The 16,336-nt window shown below is 67.3% G+C and carries 10 protein-coding genes; 2 read left to right on the top strand and 8 right to left on the bottom strand.

Going from position 1 to position 16,336, the window contains the following annotated elements; translation table 11 throughout:
* Position 1: 1 nt before the first annotated feature.
* The 3 genes from ACZ69M_RS37170 to ACZ69M_RS37160 form a co-directional block, all read right to left on the bottom strand.
* Positions 2-1,720, bottom strand: coding sequence for a protein kinase family protein (locus ACZ69M_RS37170; RefSeq protein ID WP_470056972.1), 1,719 nt, complete (start codon positions 1,718-1,720; stop codon positions 2-4).
* A 118-nt stretch (positions 1,721-1,838) separates the two neighbouring features.
* Positions 1,839-4,142: a murein biosynthesis integral membrane protein MurJ gene (gene murJ, locus ACZ69M_RS37165; protein ID WP_470056970.1), complete on the bottom strand. Its 2,304-nt coding sequence runs from the start codon at positions 4,140-4,142 to the stop codon at positions 1,839-1,841.
* 46 nt (positions 4,143-4,188) lie between these two features.
* A complete protein-coding gene (locus tag ACZ69M_RS37160) occupies positions 4,189-6,627 on the bottom strand; it encodes a DUF6049 family protein (protein ID WP_470056968.1) in 2,439 nt (812 codons plus the stop codon).
* A gap of 222 nt (positions 6,628-6,849) precedes the next feature.
* On the opposite strand from ACZ69M_RS37160, the gene ACZ69M_RS37155 reads away from it, so the two are divergent.
* Complete coding sequence (locus tag ACZ69M_RS37155; protein WP_470056967.1) at positions 6,850-8,316, top strand: CCA tRNA nucleotidyltransferase; 1,467 nt, start codon at positions 6,850-6,852, stop codon at positions 8,314-8,316.
* A 93-nt stretch (positions 8,317-8,409) separates the two neighbouring features.
* Here ACZ69M_RS37155 and ACZ69M_RS37150 read toward each other — a convergent pair whose 3' ends face one another.
* From ACZ69M_RS37150 to ACZ69M_RS37130, 5 genes are all read right to left on the bottom strand, one after another.
* On the bottom strand, positions 8,410-9,198 hold the full coding sequence (locus ACZ69M_RS37150) for a hypothetical protein (RefSeq protein ID WP_470056966.1): 789 nt from the start codon (positions 9,196-9,198) through the stop codon (positions 8,410-8,412).
* A gap of 264 nt (positions 9,199-9,462) precedes the next feature.
* The gene (locus ACZ69M_RS37145; protein WP_470056965.1) at positions 9,463-9,972 is read right to left on the bottom strand and encodes an LppU/SCO3897 family protein; all 510 of its coding nucleotides are present in this window, start codon (positions 9,970-9,972) and stop codon (positions 9,463-9,465) included.
* A gap of 113 nt (positions 9,973-10,085) precedes the next feature.
* Positions 10,086-11,348, bottom strand: coding sequence for an MFS transporter (locus ACZ69M_RS37140; protein WP_470056963.1), 1,263 nt, complete (start codon positions 11,346-11,348; stop codon positions 10,086-10,088).
* A 124-nt stretch (positions 11,349-11,472) separates the two neighbouring features.
* Positions 11,473-12,555: an inositol-3-phosphate synthase gene (locus ACZ69M_RS37135; protein WP_067376714.1), complete on the bottom strand. Its 1,083-nt coding sequence runs from the start codon at positions 12,553-12,555 to the stop codon at positions 11,473-11,475.
* A 44-nt stretch (positions 12,556-12,599) separates the two neighbouring features.
* Positions 12,600-13,331, bottom strand: a complete 732-nt coding sequence (locus ACZ69M_RS37130; protein WP_355311544.1) for a PadR family transcriptional regulator — start codon at positions 13,329-13,331, stop codon at positions 12,600-12,602.
* Positions 13,332-13,705: 374 nt separating this feature from the next.
* On the opposite strand from ACZ69M_RS37130, the gene ACZ69M_RS37125 reads away from it, so the two are divergent.
* Positions 13,706-16,321 carry a transglycosylase domain-containing protein gene (locus tag ACZ69M_RS37125; RefSeq protein ID WP_470056961.1) on the top strand — a complete coding sequence of 872 codons (2,616 nt, stop codon included), beginning with the start codon at positions 13,706-13,708 and terminating at the stop codon, positions 16,319-16,321.
* The last annotated feature ends 15 nt before the right edge of the window (positions 16,322-16,336 follow it).

Raw genomic sequence — 16,336 nt, 5'->3', positions numbered from 1 at the left:
GTCAGCCGGTGAACTTCACGTCCGTGATGGCCTGCTTGTAGCCGGCGCCGCTGTACTGATCACCGGACGCGTAGGGCATCGCCGTGATCCAGAGCAGTACGTACCGAGTCTTCGCCTTCTGGCTGACCGTGATCTTCGCGCTGGTGCCGCTCGTCGTGATGGTCCCGATCTTCGTCATCGAGTCCACCGACGTCGAGGAACTCATCGAGTCCGTCCCATAGAGGGTGATCGTCGTGTGATCACCGGGGTACCGGAGCCCTATCGAAGCCGCCGTGACGGTCTGCTGCGAACCGAGGTCGTAGACGATGCCGACGCCGGGCTTGAAGGCGGGCTTCATCTCCGGACCGTCCACGAAGCTCTTGCTACGCCAATACGTCGAGCTGTCGCCGTCGTACGTCTTGCCGACGTCCCCGGGCGCCTGGGCGTCACCCTTCGCGACGTACTCCTGTGCACCCTTGATGGCGATCGGCTTGACCGGCTTGGTCTTGTCGGTGTCCTTGCCGTTGCCGTCCGTCGTCTTGGTCTTCTGTGTGTCGTCGGACTTTGCGTGATCCATCAGGGCATCCGCGAGCTGCCAGCTGCCGAGGCCCAGGGCGGCGATCAGGAGGGCCGACACGGCCCACTTGAGGGCCTTGCCGGTACGGCTCTGCAGAGGGGGCGGCGGGGCCGTCACAGGCTGCGTGGAGCCCATGTGGGGCGCCGGGCGACCGTAGCTGCCCTGCTGGTACGAGGTGCGCTGGTACTCCGGCGGGGCCGTGAACGTGGGCTCCGGCGGGCGGATGCGGGGCATCTCGGCGATCGCCTTCACCAGTTCCTCCGGCGTGGTGCACGGAGTCTCGTGGCGGGAGGCGGTCGCGCCGTCGTTGGCGAGCGCACGCATGGCGAGCTCCGACAGGCCCCGGTGGACACCGGCGCGTACCTGGTCGGGGGCGATGAGGCCGACCCCCTTGGGCAGCCCGGACAGACCGTAGGCGTCGTTGTCGTAGGGCCAGCGCTGGGTGAGCGCGGCGTACAGGAGCGCCCCGATCGCCTCCGTGTCGGTGCGCTGCGGGGTGTCCGAGCTGATGCCGCGCAGCGCGGCGTTCACGGCGAGCCCACGGATGCGCCACTGGCCGGACGAGGTGCGCAGCACGGCACTGGGCGTCAGCCGCAGATGTGCGAGGCCCTCACGGTGAGCGGCGGCCATGGCCTGGGAGACCTGGCTGACCATCTGGTAGGCCTCGTGCACCTCCAGCGGGCCCGAGGCCAGCAGCGCGGTCAGCTCCGTGGCGTCCGGCAGCCACTCGTGCACCACATAGACGAGGTCGTTCTCCTCGACCGCGTCCAGGACCTGGACGAACCGGGGATCGCCCAGCAGGGCCGAGGAACGGGCCGCCGCCAGTACGGAGCGGGCCCGTGGATGGTCGGCGGGCAGGAGATGCACGCCGACGGCGCGGCGGAGTTTCTCGTCCACCGCACGCCAACTGCTGAAACCGTCCAGACGGGTGACACACTCCTCGAGGCGGTAACGCCTGGCGAGTTTGTGTCCGCTGTGCAATTCGGGCGGTGAGGCCTTTCCGGGACTCTCGGTCCCGCCGCTCCCCTGTGCCTCTTCGCTGTCCGTCTCCCGCTCCCGGTTCTGGGCCACCCCGTCGGACGTGGACTGGTCCGCCTTGGCGGTCAGCGGCTCGTCGCCGCTGTTGTCTGCCACGTCGACGGCAGCTGTGCTCCGTTCCGCCACCGTCGTTCCCGCCTCCCCATTCGTTGCGCGCTGTCCGACGCAGAAACCAATTGTGCCCACAGTCCGGCGCTATGCACGACACACGGCGACGGGCGATGGTTGTGCGCGTACCCCCGCCTCAGCGCCCCAGGCGCCCGCGGACCATTCCGACCATTGAGTTGAGTTCTTCGATGCGCATCTTCCGCGCGGCGATGTAGAAGACGCCGAGCAGGGCGATGCCGCCCGCGAGGAGGGCCGCCAGGGAGCCCCCGACGCCCTGTCCGAGGGTGTGCCCGATGCCGTAGCAGGCCGCGCCGCTCAGCAGGGCCGCGGGCACCGAGGCGATGCCGAGACGGGCGTACGTGCGCAGGACACGGGTGCCGTCCAGGTCACCGCCGAGCCGCTTGCGCAGCCTGCTCCAGGCGACACCGACGCCGATCGCGTAGGCGAGACCGTAGGAGGCGGCCATGCCGACCACGGCCCAGCGGGCCGGAAGCACGAAGTAGCACGCGGCGGAGGCCACGGCGTTGACGGCGGCGACGATGACCGTGTTGTAGAAGGGGGTGCGCGTGTCCTCGTACGCGTAGAAGGCACGCAGGACGACGTACTGCACGGAGTACGGGATCAGGCCGAGGCCGAAGGCCATGAGCATGAAGCCCATGTTGGTGGCTTCGCTGGTGCCCGAGGAACCGAAGATCAGGGTGCACATCGGGATGCCCAGGGCGACGAAGCCGAAGGCGATCGGCACGATGGCCACGGCAGTCGTGCGCAGGCCCTGCGAGATGTCGTCACGGACGGCTCCGCCGTCTCCCTCATGGGCCGAACGGGCGATGCGCGGCAGCAGCGCCGCCATCAACGAGACCGTGATGATGGCCTGCGGCAGACCCCACACGAGCTGGGCGTTGGCATAGGCGGAGAAGCCGACACCCTTGACCTTGCTGTCATTGGTGGCGGCGGTGGCCAGCTGGGTGACGACGAGGGCGCCGGCCTGGTTCGCGAGGACGAAGAGCACGGTCCACTTGGCGAGCATCGCGGCCTTGCCGAGGCCGTGGCCCTTCCAGTCGAAGCGCAGCCGCATCCGGAATCCGGTCTCGCGCAGATACGGAATCATCGCGAGGGCCTGCACCACGAGGCCGAGGAGGACGCCGATGCCGAGGAGCCGCTGCCCGTCCGGCGGGATGTTGGTGACCTCCATGCCGGAGTTCGCCGCGGTGCCGTACACCCAGATGAACATGCCGAGCGTCACGATGATGACGATGTTGTTCAGGACCGGGGTCCACATCATCGCGCCGAATTTCCCGCGGGCGTTGAGGATCTGGCCCATCACCACGTGGATGCCCATGAAGAAGATCGTGGGCAGGAAGTAGCGGGTGAAGGTGACGGCGACCTCATTGGCCGCGGGGTTGTTCGCGACCGACGTCGACAGCATCCGGACGAGCAGCGGGGCGGCGAAGACCGCGAGTGCGGTGAGTAGGCCGAGCGCCACCATGACCAGGGTCAGCAGCCGGTTGGCGAAGGCCTCGCCGCCGTCCTCGTCGTCCTTCATGGCCCGTACCAGCTGGGGCACGAAGACCGAGTTGAGGCCACCGCCCACGGTGAGGATGTAGATCATCGTCGGCAGCTGGTACGCGACCTGGAAGGAGTCGCCCAGGAAGCCGATACCCAGGGCCGAGACGATCAGTGCGGAGCGGATGAAGCCGGTGAGCCGGGACACCAGCGTGCCCGCCGCCATCACCGCGCTCGACTTCAGCAGGCCCGACGCGCGTCCGGCGGGCTTCTTCGCGGTGGGCGCCGGTTCGGGCGCGGGGGTCTGCGGGGCCGCCGGAGCCTGCTCGTGGGCCGGCGACGGTACGCCGGGCGGGGCGACGGACGTACGGGTGCCTGCCTGGCCCTGGTCGCGGAAGAGGTGGGCGAAGGCGTCGGGCTCGTGCTGCTGCTCGCCGGCCTGGGTCACGAGGTCGTCCACGCCGACGAACTGGGTCGTGCGGGCGTCCTCGCCGTAGGGCAGATGCCGCATCGGGCCCGCGGGCTCCGGCGGGGGCGTCTGGGCCCACACACGGGGGTCGGGGGTGTACTGCGAGGTGGGCGGCTGGGCGTAGAGCGGCTGCTGCGGGTAGTAGGAGCCCGGGGGCGGCGGGGGGTGCGCCGCGCGGTCGTAGAGCGCCTCGGTCACCGGATCCTGGGCGGCGAGGTCCTGCGCCCGGTACGGGTCCTGGGTATAGGCGTCCTGAAAGTACATGTCCTGGTACTGCCCCTGCTGCTGCTGCGCGGGGTCGACCGGTGGCCCCTCCGGGTACCCCTCGGGGTAGCCGGCGTTGGCCATGCCCTGGTCCGGGTAGCCCTCGGGGTAGCCCGAGCCGCCCGCGGCGTGGTCCGGGTAGCCCTCGGGGTAGCCCGAGTTGCCCGCGCCCTGGCCGCGGTCACCGTCGTACGGCGCGTTCATGGTTACCCCACCTCATCGTCCCCGGGCCCACCGGCCACGACATCGCTCAACGGTCCACTCTCTCACCCGTGCCGGACGGGTCGGTGCTTTCCGGTGCGGTGTCCGGTGTCGGGTCACTCGGGTGCTCCGGGGCGTCTGCCCCGGACTCCGTCGTGGACTCCCCGTCGGGACCGTCCTTGGAGCGCTCGGTGTCCTCAGTAGTGTCTACGGTGCCCTCGGCGTCCGTGTTCACGCCGTTCGGGGCCTCGCCCTCGGTGTCGGGGGTGTTCTCCTGCTCCTCCTCGGCCTGGCGGGCTGCCGCGCGCTTGCGCTGGGTGTACATCCGGAATCCGGCGAGCACGAGCAGCAGGACGCCACCGCCGATCACCAGCATCACTGTGGGAGTGATCTCGGTGACCTTCACTTCGAACTTGACGGGGGGACCGTACGCCTGGCCGTCGTCCGTGAACAACTGCGCGACGACCGTCACCGGACCGTTGGCCTTGGCGGAGGTGGTGAACTTCACCGACTGGCTGTGCTCGCCCGCGACCTGGATCGGCCGCTCGTCGAAGGCGTCGTCGCCGATCTTGAGTCGGGTCGGCTGCTGTGAGGTGAGACGCAGCACCAGGTGGTGGACGCCCTGCACGAGGTTGTTCTGCACCGTCACGGGGATCGTGGCGCTGCGGCCCGAGAGCTTCGCGTCGGACTTGTCGATCAGCCTGACGAGACCGGTGAGGTCGTCGAGGTACGACTCGACGCCCTTGCGGAAGGTCTCCGCCTGGTCGGCACGGCCGCGCCAGGACGTGGACATCCCTCGGTCTATGGCCCGACCGAAGGGAGTGACCACGCGGGACTTGTCGGTGAGGATGACCTTGAAGTTGTCGAGCGTGCTCTGTGTGCGCTGGATCTGCTCGAAGGCCGACCGCGGCAGCTCCTGCTTGCGCAGCGAGGAGGGGTACGAGTACGCCGAGGGCACCTTTGTCGTGGCGCTCGGGTCCGGCTTGGCCTTGGCGGCCGCGGAGAGGTTCTGGGAGTCGGACCAGTTCCCGTCCTGGAGGGCCCTCACCGCCGTCGCCATGGTCTGGGCCTGGCTCACGGAGGGCATGCGCTGCGGGGCGACGACGATGCTCCGCTGCTTGCTCGGCTCCTGCAGATCGACCATCAGGCTCTGGGCCAGGAATTCCTGCACGGCGAGCGTCGAGTTGTCGGCCTTCGCCATGTCGCCCTCGAACGCGGTCGACAGCCTGGAGTCCGCGACCACCGCCGTCGTGCCGCCCCCGATGGGGCGGGCGGCGGTGGGCGTGTAGGTGAGCCCGCCGGTCTCACGCAGGCTGTCGCTGCGGGCGATCACCTTGTCGGCCCCTGCGGAGGTGGCGACCTTGACGATCGACGGATCGACCGCGCCCTCGGAGGGCCAGGCGAAGTCCGTGTTCGGCTTCACATGGAGGATCGTCTGCACTGTGCTGGAGGCCACGTCTGTGGCGTCCTTGAGGTGGCTGAGGGAGCCCGTGACGTCCTTGCCGTTGTGCGCCAGCGACGCCAGGTCGGGGTCGGCGAAGGGGAGAGCGACGACTTCCTTTTCCTTGTCCGCGACGGTCTTCTCGAGCTTGTCGAGCCACGCCTTGGCGACGGCCTGGTTCTTGCCCGCCGTCGTGGTGTCGCCGTTCTTGATCTGGTAGCTGCGCGTCATGGCGTCGACGGAGGCCAGCAGGTCCGGGTCGAGGACCCAGGTGACGTCGAGGTCGCTGCCCAGGGACAGGAGCTGGTCCAGGCGGCCTCCGGGGGAGATCTCCTTGGCCAGGTCGTCGTTCTGGAAAACAGGCGTCTGCTGCGCGTTCGAGCCGGTCTCCGCCCGCAGGTGGACCGTCGAGATCAGTGGCCAGAGATACGTCGTCTTCGTCTTCGTGTCGGCGCCGGCGGGCTGCCAGGGCAGGAACGTCCGCTCGATGCCGAGCACCTGGTCCCAGGGCTGCGCGGCGGTCTGGCCGGTGAGGGAGACGCCGAGCTGGTACACCCCGTCGGAGTCCAGGTTCAGGTCCTTGACGGGCACCGAGATGCTGAAGTGCTGCGAGACGCCCGCGGCGAGCTTGGAGAACTTCTCGACGTACTTGCCGCCGATCTCCAGGGGGTCCGGGCCCAGCTGGAACCCGGTGCGCTTCTCCGCGTCGTCGATGGCGACCCGGCCAGGGAGGGTCGGGCCCACCCGCAGGCCCACGTGCGCGTCCGTGACCGTCTGCTTGCCCTTGTTGGTGACCGAACCGGAGACGGTGATCGTGTCGCCCTCCGTGGGCGCGCTGGGGGTCAGCGAGTCGAGAGAGACGTCCACCGTGCCGGACCCGGTGGCATCGGCCACAGCGGCCGTCTGAGCGGCGTGTGCGGCCGGGGAAGAGGGCAGCTGGAGCACGCCGGCCAGCAGAGGCGCACCGGCCAGCAGTGTGCCGGTGCGCCGCAGCCACCGGCGGGCAGGTGAGGGACTCATCCCCTGGAAGTCTGCCGCCTCGGCCACGCGCTCGCCCGTCCCTCGTCATCGTCAGTGGTCGTCGGAATGTGCGTCCACGCATGGTAACGATGTGCGCTGAGGGTAAGTGCCGCGGACCGCTCCACAAGATCAGTAGACAGGGCCGAGTGTCCTGTATGCGTAAGTATTGATCCCCGCATGAGAAGGGGATGGCTGTGCACATTTTATGGAGGCGCCCGCGAGTGCCTCGGCCACGTACCCTTTTCTGTTGTGCCGAACGCCAACGAAGACAACCCCAGTGCCCTGAGTCAGGTGCAGCGCCGCGCGGTGAGTGAACTGCTGCGGGTGTCCCCTGTCGCCGACGACCTCGCCCGCCGTTTCCAGGAGGCGGGGTTCTCACTCGCCCTGGTCGGTGGCTCGGTCCGGGACGCGCTCCTTGGCCGGCTCGGCAATGATCTGGACTTCACGACCGATGCCCGCCCCGATGACGTACTGAAGATCGTGCGGCCCTGGGCGGACGCCGTCTGGGAGGTCGGGATCGCCTTCGGCACCGTCGGCGCGCAGAAGGACGCCCGCGTGGACGACGTACAGCAGTCCTTCCAGATCGAGATCACGACGTACCGCTCCGAGGCGTACGACCGGACCTCGCGCAAGCCCGAGGTGTCCTACGGCGACTCGATCGAGGAAGACCTCGTGCGCCGTGACTTCACCGTGAACGCGATGGCCGTGGCGCTGCCGGAGAAGGAGTTCATCGATCCGTACGGCGGTCGGGACGACCTGTCCGCGCGGGTCCTGCGCACTCCGGGTACGCCCGAGGAGTCCTTCTCCGACGATCCGCTGCGGATGATGCGGGCCGCGAGGTTCGCCGCGCAGCTCGACTTCGAGGTGGCCACCGATGTCGTCGCCGCGATGACGGACATGGCCGGGCGCATCGAGATCGTCTCGGCGGAGCGGGTGCGGGACGAGCTGAACAAGCTGGTCCTCTCCGCTCACCCGCGCAAGGGTCTGACACTGCTTGTGGACACCGGCCTCGCCGACCATGTGCTGCCGGAGCTTCCCGCGCTGCGACTGGAGCGTGATGAGCACCACCGGCACAAGGATGTCTACGACCACACGCTGATCGTCCTGGAACAGGCCATGGCGCTCGAGGAAAATGGTCCGGACCTGACGCTCCGGATCGCCGCGCTGCTGCACGACATCGGCAAGCCGAGGACACGGCGCTTCGAGAAGGACGGGCGGGTCTCCTTCCACCACCACGAGATGGTGGGCGCGAAGATGACCAAGAAGCGGATGACGGCGCTGAAGTACTCGAACGACCTCGTGAAGGACGTCTCGCGGCTGGTCGAACTTCATCTGCGCTTTCACGGATACGGCACCGGCGAGTGGACGGACTCCGCGGTCCGGCGCTACGTACGTGACGCGGGTCCGCTCCTCGACCGCCTCCACAAGCTGACCCGCTCCGACTGCACTACACGCAACAAGCGCAAGGCGACGGCGCTCTCTCAGGCGTATGGCGGCCTGGAGAAGCGCATTGCCGAGCTCCAGGAGCAGGAGGAGCTGGACGCGATCCGTCCCGACCTCGACGGCAACCAGATCATGGAGATCCTGGGCATCGGCCCCGGCCCGGCCATCGGTCAGGCGTACAAGTTCCTGCTGGAGCTGAGGCTGGAGAACGGGCCGATGGAGCACGACGCGGCGGTGACGGCGCTCAAGGAGTGGTGGGCCGAGCAGGAGTGAAGCTCATGGGAAGGGCGCCATGTTTCACGTGAAACATGGCGCCCTTCCCATGAGCCAGAGGGGTCAGCGAGGCATCGTGTTGATCCGCCTGGCCTACACGTTCTGCAGGGAGTAGTTAATGAGCTTGCCGTAGACGTCGGCCCTCATCCACTGCTCCTTGTCTACCTGGAAGACGCTCCCCCTGAACACCACAGAGCCTTCCCAGACGACCGAGGCGTCGGCGTTGTGGCCGCTGGTGCAGTGGCCACCTCGTGGGCACCAGCCCCACTCGCTCAGCACCTTCTTTGGGGTGCCCTTGGAAAGGTTGATAACTCCGCTGAGGTTCTTCTTGCCAGCATCGGCGTAGTTCACCTTGGTGATGTCCCGCCCATTGCTGTGGAAGTTCTCCCACAGGCTGAGCTTTATGACCTTGATGCCGAAGTACTTCACATAGGTGGTGTACGTCACCGTGTGATTTCCGTTGGGCAGCGGATGCGCCGCGGCGACGGAAGCTCCGCTGATGGTGCTCTCTTGCCCAATGGTGACGTCGCCGTTGCGCAGCGACGTCTCGCTGCTGGCATTCCGGGAGTATGCGGAAATGCTGTTGCTCTGGTCCGCGGCTTTGTCGAGGAATGACTTGAGCAGGGCTGGGTCGTGAAGGTAGCCGATGAACTTGGTCTGCTCGGCCCGTGTCAGGTGCTGGAACTTCTTGAGGGCATCAGCGGCACCGTCTTCGTGAGAGTGAAGCAGGTAGTTGGCGTACGCGGCCGGGGTGGCGGCGGGATCGCTCTGCTTGGCCACGGTCTGCGTGGCCTCGGCGGCCGAAACTTGAGATGCGGTGGCGGTGAGGATGGCGGCGGTACTGAGTGCCGCCGCTATTCCGCGGGCGGTGCGAGTCTTCATGAATATTCCCCGTTTCCTGGAGTAAAAGTCTCCTGGTTGTTGCGCTCAGCGTGGTCATCGCCGGCACGAGACGAGATGATCGCAGTTAACTTCCCACTGGAACAAGGAATTTGAGGTTCTTCAGAGCGATGGCTGGCGTTCGTTGTTGCCCGCACAGCGGCGGGACGTACGACGACGCCACATCCTGGAGTTGATGCGGCACCGTTTGACGCCCGGCGGTGTTTCACGTGAAACACCGCCCCTTGGCACATCCAGATCCGCGGGCTACTTGTTGGACCCGAGGCACAGCGTGAAGGACTCGCCGGTTTCCTTCCACGTCAGCGTCGCCGTCGTCCCCGTGACGTTCTGACACGTCAGTGAAGGAAGCGAGGCGCCGTCCGCCTTCTTGAGGACCTTGTGCGTGGCCTTGGTGTCGGCGCAGTCGACCTGGATGACGTCCGGGTCGTTCGCGGTCCCCTTGTTGTACAGGCAGTCGCCGACGGCCAGCTTCTTGGCGTCCTCGCTGTCGTTGTTGAGCACCAAACCGCCCACGATGACGCTCAGGCCCGCGACAGCAAGGACTATGCGCAGGTACCACTTGACGCCGCGCTTCGGGCGCTGCGGTGCGACCGGAGCGTAGGCAATCGGCCCCTGCTGCGGGAAGCCGGGCTGGCCGGGCTGCTGCGGGTAACCCTGCGGCGGCGGTCCGTACGGAGCCTGACCCTGGGGCGGCTGTCCGTAGGGCTGCTGGCCCTGGGCAAACGGGTTCTGGCCCTGGGGCGGCGGAGTGGTCACTTAGGGGTCCCCCTAGAAACGTAAGCGCGTGGCGCGAATAAGACGCACGTAAGTTATCGGGACCGACTGACAACGCAGTAGCCCAGAGAGGCTCTGTGGCCCTGATGTGACACTTACTGCATCTCAAAGCGGGCCATAGCAACAGCAATTGCTGCGTAGACCGCGGCCAGCGTGACGACGAGGGCAGCTGAGCGGCCGTCAGGAGGCAGCATCAGGGCGGCTACTGCGGCCGCGCCGACGAAGGCGATGTTGAACAGGACGTCATAGACGGAGAAGATCCGGCCGCGGTAACCGTCGTCGACCGAGGACTGCACGATCGTGTCGGTGGCGATCTTCGCGCCCTGTGTGGTCAGCCCGAGAACGAAGGCGGCGGCCAGCATGGGCGCCGCCTCGAAAGGGAGGCCGAGCGCCGGCTCCAGGACCGCCGCCGCGGCCGCGCACGTGGCGATCCAGCCGCCGGGACCCAGTCGTCCCACCGCCCAGGGCGTCACCACGGCCGCGACGAAGAAGCCCGCCCCGGAGATGCCCACCGCAAGGCCCAGCAGGGCGAGCCCGCCGTCGGAGTCGGACGACCAGGCGTACCGGCACAGCATCAGCACCATGACGGTCAGGGCGCCGTAGCAGAAGCGCATCAGGGTCATCGACAGGAGCGCCCAGGCCGCCTCCCGCCGCGCGGGCTCGGCGAGATGGCGCACACCGGCCGCGAGACCGTGCGCGGTGCCGCTGAGCGCCGTCCGCAAGCTCGGCTGCACCAATTCCTGATCGGGGCCGAGCAGTTCCGGTGCGATGCGCAGCGAGGCGAGCGCGGCGCACAGATAGAGGGTCGCACCGAGGAGGACGACCGCCGCGTCCGAGTCCGAGGCGACCAGTCGTACGGCGAACGCGAGACCGCCGCCCGCGGTCGCGGCGAGTGTTCCGGCGGTGGGCGACAGGGCGTTGGCCATGACCAGCCGGTGGGAGTCGACGACTCGGGGCAGGGCGGCCGAGAGGCCCGCGAGGACGAACCGGTTGACCGCGGTGACGCACAGCGCGGAGGCGTAGAAGAGCCAGGCGGGGACATGGCTCAGCATCAGCACGGCCGTCACGCAGGCCAGCGCGGTCCGCAGCAGGTTGCCGTACAGGAGGACCTGGCGGCGCCGCCAGCGGTCCAGCAGGACGCCGGCGAAGGGGCCGACCAGGGAGTACGGCAGGAGCAGTACCGCCATCGCGGAGGCGATGGCGGCCGCTGAGGTCTGCTTCTCCGGTGAGAAGACGACGTACGTGGCGAGCGCGACCTGGTAGACGCCATCCGCGCCCTGGGACAGCAACCGGACACCGAGCAGGCGTCTGAAGCCTTGGAAGCGCAGGAGGACGCGCAGGTCACGCACGACAGCCATGGGGCACAGCCTCACATACGAGGAGGGTCCCCGGGTCACAGACCCAGGGACCCTCGACGGGCAGGAGCGAAAAGCCCCTCGGCGCTCCGCGCCATGACTCGACGGCGCTCGGAGGCCTGTCTTGCTAGCGCTCGACCTCGCCCTTGATGAACTTCTCGACGTTGGCGAAGGCCTCGTCGTCGAAGTACTGGACCGGCGGGGACTTCATGAAGTACGAGGACGCCGACAGGATCGGGCCGCCGATGCCGCGGTCCTTGGCGATCTTCGCGGCGCGCAGGGCGTCGATGATGACACCCGCGGAGTTCGGGGAGTCCCAGACCTCGAGCTTGTACTCCAGGTTCAGCGGGACGTCACCGAAGGCGCGGCCCTCGAGACGGACGTACGCCCACTTGCGGTCGTCGAGCCAGGCCACGTAGTCCGAGGGACCGATGTGGACGTTCTTCTCGCCCATGTCGCGGTCGGGGATCTGCGAGGTGACGGCCTGCGTCTTCGAGATCTTCTTCGACTCGAGGCGGTCGCGCTCCAGCATGTTCTTGAAGTCCATGTTGCCGCCGACGTTGAGCTGCATGGTGCGCTCAAGACGGACACCGCGGTCCTCGAACAGCTTCGCCATCACACGGTGCGTGATGGTGGCGCCGACCTGCGACTTGATGTCGTCGCCGACGATCGGGACGCCCGCCTCGGTGAACTTGTCCGCCCACTCCTTGGTGCCGGCGATGAAGACCGGGAGAGCGTTGACGAAGGCGACCTTGGCGTCGATGGCGCACTGGGCGTAGAACTTCGCCGCGTCCTCGGAACCGACGGGCAGGTAGCAGACGAGGACGTCGACCTGCTTGTCCTTGAGGATCTGGACGATGTCGACCGGCGCCTCGGCGGACTCCTCGATGGTCATGCGGTAGTACTTGCCGAGACCGTCGAGGGTGTGGCCGCGCTGAACCGTGACGCCCTTGTTCGGGACGTCGCAGATCTTGATGGTGTTGTTCTCGCTGGCACCGATGGCGTCGGAGAGGTCGAGGCCGACCTTCTTCGCGTCGACGTCGAAGGCGGCGACGAACTCGACGTCACCGACGTGGTAGTCGCCGAACTGGACGTGCATCAGACCCGGGACCTTGGACGCCGGGTCGGCGTCCTTGTAGTACTCGACGCCCTGCACCAGCGAGGCGGCGCAGTTGCCCACGCCGACGATGGCTACGCGAACCGAACCCATTCCGGTTGCTCCCTGTGTGTACGAGGTGAAGCCCCGACTGGACCTCACGTGGTGGTGTCGTCGGACGGATCCGGCCGGGACTGGTCCCGGTGCCGGGGCAGGCCGCCCGTCTCTCCAGATGTGCTGTTCTGCTGAGCGGAGCCTTCGAAGGCGCCCGGGGAGCTGCCTTCGGGGACACCTCGGGAGGTGCCTTCGGAGGCGGAATCCTTGACGTCCCGTCCTGCTCGCTCGCTCTCGATGAGCTCGTTCAGCCAGCGCACTTCGCGCTCCACGGACTCCATTCCGTGGCGCTGGAGCTCAAGGGTGTAGTCGTCGAGGCGCTCCCTGGTGCGTGCCAGCGAGGCACGCATCTTCTCCAGTCGCTCCTCGAGCCGACTGCGGCGGCCCTCCAGTACGCGCATGCGCACGTCGCGTGACGTCTGCCCGAAGAACGCGAAACGAGCGGCGAAGTGCTCGTCCTCGTACGCGTCGGGCCCCGTCTGCGAGAGCAGCTCCTCGAAGTGCTCTTTACCTTCAGCCGTCAACCGATAGACGATCTTGGCGCGACGCCCAGCAAGCGGAGCGGCGAGGGCGTCTTCGGTGGTGCTCCCCGATTCCTCGATCAACCAGCCGCTCGTGACCAGCGTCTTGAGGCAGGGGTAGAGCGTCCCGTAGCTGAACGCACGGAACACACCCAGTGACGTATTGAGTCGCTTGCGCAGCTCATAGCCGTGCATCGGGGACTCGCGAAGCAGGCCGAGGACGGCGAACTCGAGGATCCCGGAACGCCGGCTCATATCGCCTCCTCCCTGCCGCGGTCTCCTCGGCACGTTCTTTATGCCGAGCTGATGTATCGACTCGATACATCAGCACGATAGATCGGCCGTCCGTCTGCGACAAGGGGGGCCATGGTGAACGGCGTCACATCACCGATTCATACGAAGCAAGTTGCCCGATTTGGGGTGAACTTCAGGATTAGGCGTGTTTTGACGGTGCGTAGTCTGTGCGCCATGCAAAACCACCGGGAACCGAGTGACGCCTGAGGGCGTCCTCGTCCCTGGTGCAGTACGGGTGAATGCGCAAACGACCGCATCCGTACTTCGGGGGGACCGGAAACCAGCTGCCGTTTCCAGGCGCGCACGGGTGCGCCTGCCCGAGGAGTAATCGTTCGATGAGCGAGCACCGTCGCAAACCGTCGCAGCCACAGGGCGGCGGACGTGCCGCGGCCCGGCGCGGCCAGACCGGCCCGTCCTCCGGCCGCCGTGCGGCACCGCGAGGCGCCACCGGGTCCCCTTCCGACTCCTATGAGTCGGGAGGTGAGGAGGAGCGCCCGTACAGCGGCCGCGCCGAGGCCAGGCGTGCGGCCCAGAGAAGCAGCGGTGGCGGCCGGCGCAAAGGCGCCGACGCCACAGGGCCCGGCAGCCGCCGTGGCGGTCCTGATGGACCCGGGCGCGCGCGGGCCTCTGGGCCTGTAAAGAAGCGTTTCATCGACTACCCGCGCGCGGGCAAGTCGGGAGCCGGGCGCTGGATGCCCTCCTGGAAGCTGGTGACGGGCACGTTCCTCACCTTCATGGGAGGGCTGCTGGTCGCGGCAGGCATCGGGTACGCCATGGTGGGTATCCCGAACGTGAACGACACGGCCCTGGCCCAGAACAACGTCTTCTACTGGTCCGACGGGACCCAGATGGCAGCCACCGGCGGCCAGACGAACCGGCAGATCGTGGGGCCGGAGGAGATCCCGAAGGCCATGAAGAACGCGGTGGTCTCCGCCGAGAACGCGTCCTTCTACAAGGACCGGGGCGTCGACCCGAAGGGCATCGCGCGCGCCTTCGTCAATATGGCCCGGGGCGGCGAGACGCAGGGTGGCTCGACCATCACTCAGCAGTACGTGAAGAACACGTACCTGAGCCAGGACCAGACCATCACGCGTAAGTTCAAAGAGCTCTTCATCTCCATCAAGGTGAACTCGAAGCTGAGCAAGGACGAGATCCTCGCGGGCTACCTGAACACCGCGTACTACGGACGCAACGCCTACGGGATCCAGGCCGCGGCCCAGGCCTACTTCGGTGTGGACGCCCACAAGCTCAGCACCGAGCAGTGCGTCTTCCTCGCGTCCGTCCTCAAGGGCCCGAACCTGTACAACCCCGACGGGGGTGTCGGGGCGCTGGCCGATCCCGACTCCAACGCCAAGCGGGTCAAGGAACGGTGGACATGGATCCTCGACCGTGAGGTCACGGTCGGGAACATGACCCAGGCCGAGCGGGCCAAGATCACCACATTCCCCACGCTCAAGAAGCCGAACTCGTCCCTGTCCGGCCAGACCGGTTACCTCGTCGACATCGCCAAGGAGTACGTGGCGAAGAAGGCCGGCATCACGCCGGAGCAGTTGGAGAAGGGTGGCTACCGGATCTCCACGACCTTCGACAAGAAGAAGGTCAGCGAGCTGGAGAAGGCCGTCAAGGCGACGAAGAAGAGCTTCCTCGACACCAAGGCGCGGCCCACGACCGACAAGGACGTGCAGTTCGGCGCGGCGTCGGTCGATCCGAAGACCGGCAAGATCGTGGCGCTCTACGGAGGCGACGGCTTCGACAAGGGCCACTACTCCAACAACGCCAATACGACGGGTGTGCCGGTCGGATCGACCTGGAAGCCGATCGTGCTGGCCACCGCGATGCAGTACGGAACATACAAGACCACCCCAGAGCCCCTCTCGCCGATGGCCCGCTACAACGGCGACGACCTCCTGGTGATCAAGGACCAGAACGGCGACCCGATCATGGGTAACGACGGGAAGCCGTTCCGGCAGAAGAACGAGGGCACCAAGGCCTGGGGGATGGTGACGCTCAAGAAGGCCATGGAGCAGTCCATCAACTCCCCGTTCGCGCAGCTGGGCGTCGACGTCGGCCTTTCCAAGACCCGGAAGGTCGCGGAGTCCATGGGCATCCTGAAAGACTCCTTCGACCAGGGAAACCTGAACAACGTCTCCTTCTCCCTCGGTACGTCGACCCCGAGCGCCATTCGCATGGCCGACGCGTACGGCACCTTCGCCGCGTCGGGCTCGCACTACGAGCCGTACTCGGTCACCAAGGTGCTCAAGGACGGCAAGCCGCTCGCCCAGTTCACGCCGCCCGCCGAGCAGACCGCGATGCCCGAGAACGTGGCGAACAACGTCACCGACGTCCTGCAGAACGTGGTCCAGAACGGAACCGGTAAGAAGGTCGCCGACATGGGCTTCCCCGTGGCCGGCAAGACGGGTACGACCGACAAGAACAAGTCGGCGTGGTTCGTCGGCTACACCAGGGAGCTGTCCACGGCCGTCACCCTGTTCAGGTCCGACCCGAAGACGAGCAAGCTGGAATCGATGAACGGCACCGGCGGTGTGGCGTCCGTCCACGGTGGTGACATCCCGGCCCAGGTCTGGAAGGACTACATGGCCGTGGCCCTGAAGAACTCCGAGCACGAGGACTTCCCGAAGGCCGAACCGCTCGGCGAGATCCTCAACGCCAGCCCCAGCCCGAGCCCGACCCCGTCGACCACGCCGTCGCTGACGGCCAGCCCGACGCTGAGCAACTCGCCCAGCCCGTCCCTCAGCAGTTCTCCCACGTCCTCGCCGACCGAGACCTGCGGCAAGTTCAGCTGGAACTGTGGGAACAACGGTGGGACGGACGCGGGGAGCACCGGCGGTGCGACCGGAACCACCTCACCCACGCCGACGGACACCAGTACCAACGGGAATACCAGAGGTAATGGCAACGGCGGCATCTTCGCCGGACAAAATGGCGGATAGATAGACGCGTAACCC

The sequence above is a fragment of the Streptomyces sp. NPDC107454 genome (genome assembly GCF_055582885.1).
Note: the sequence above shows the minus strand (reverse complement) of the source record. Positions and strands in the feature narration are given on the sequence as shown.

What these genes read in the sequence shown, in the direction of transcription:
- murJ (WP_470056970.1), bottom strand. Translation starts at nt 4,142, where the DNA reads ATGAACGCGCCGTACGACGGTGACCGCGGCCAGGGCGCGGGCAACTCG.
- ACZ69M_RS37150 (WP_470056966.1), bottom strand. Translation starts at nt 9,198, where the DNA reads ATGAAGACTCGCACCGCCCGCGGAATAGCGGCGGCACTCAGTACCGCC.
- ACZ69M_RS37140 (WP_470056963.1), bottom strand. Translation starts at nt 11,348, where the DNA reads ATGGCTGTCGTGCGTGACCTGCGCGTCCTCCTGCGCTTCCAAGGCTTC.
- ACZ69M_RS37135 (WP_067376714.1), bottom strand. Translation starts at nt 12,555, where the DNA reads ATGGGTTCGGTTCGCGTAGCCATCGTCGGCGTGGGCAACTGCGCCGCC.
- ACZ69M_RS37130 (WP_355311544.1), bottom strand. Translation starts at nt 13,331, where the DNA reads ATGAGCCGGCGTTCCGGGATCCTCGAGTTCGCCGTCCTCGGCCTGCTT.
- ACZ69M_RS37125 (WP_470056961.1), top strand. Translation starts at nt 13,706, where the DNA reads ATGAGCGAGCACCGTCGCAAACCGTCGCAGCCACAGGGCGGCGGACGT.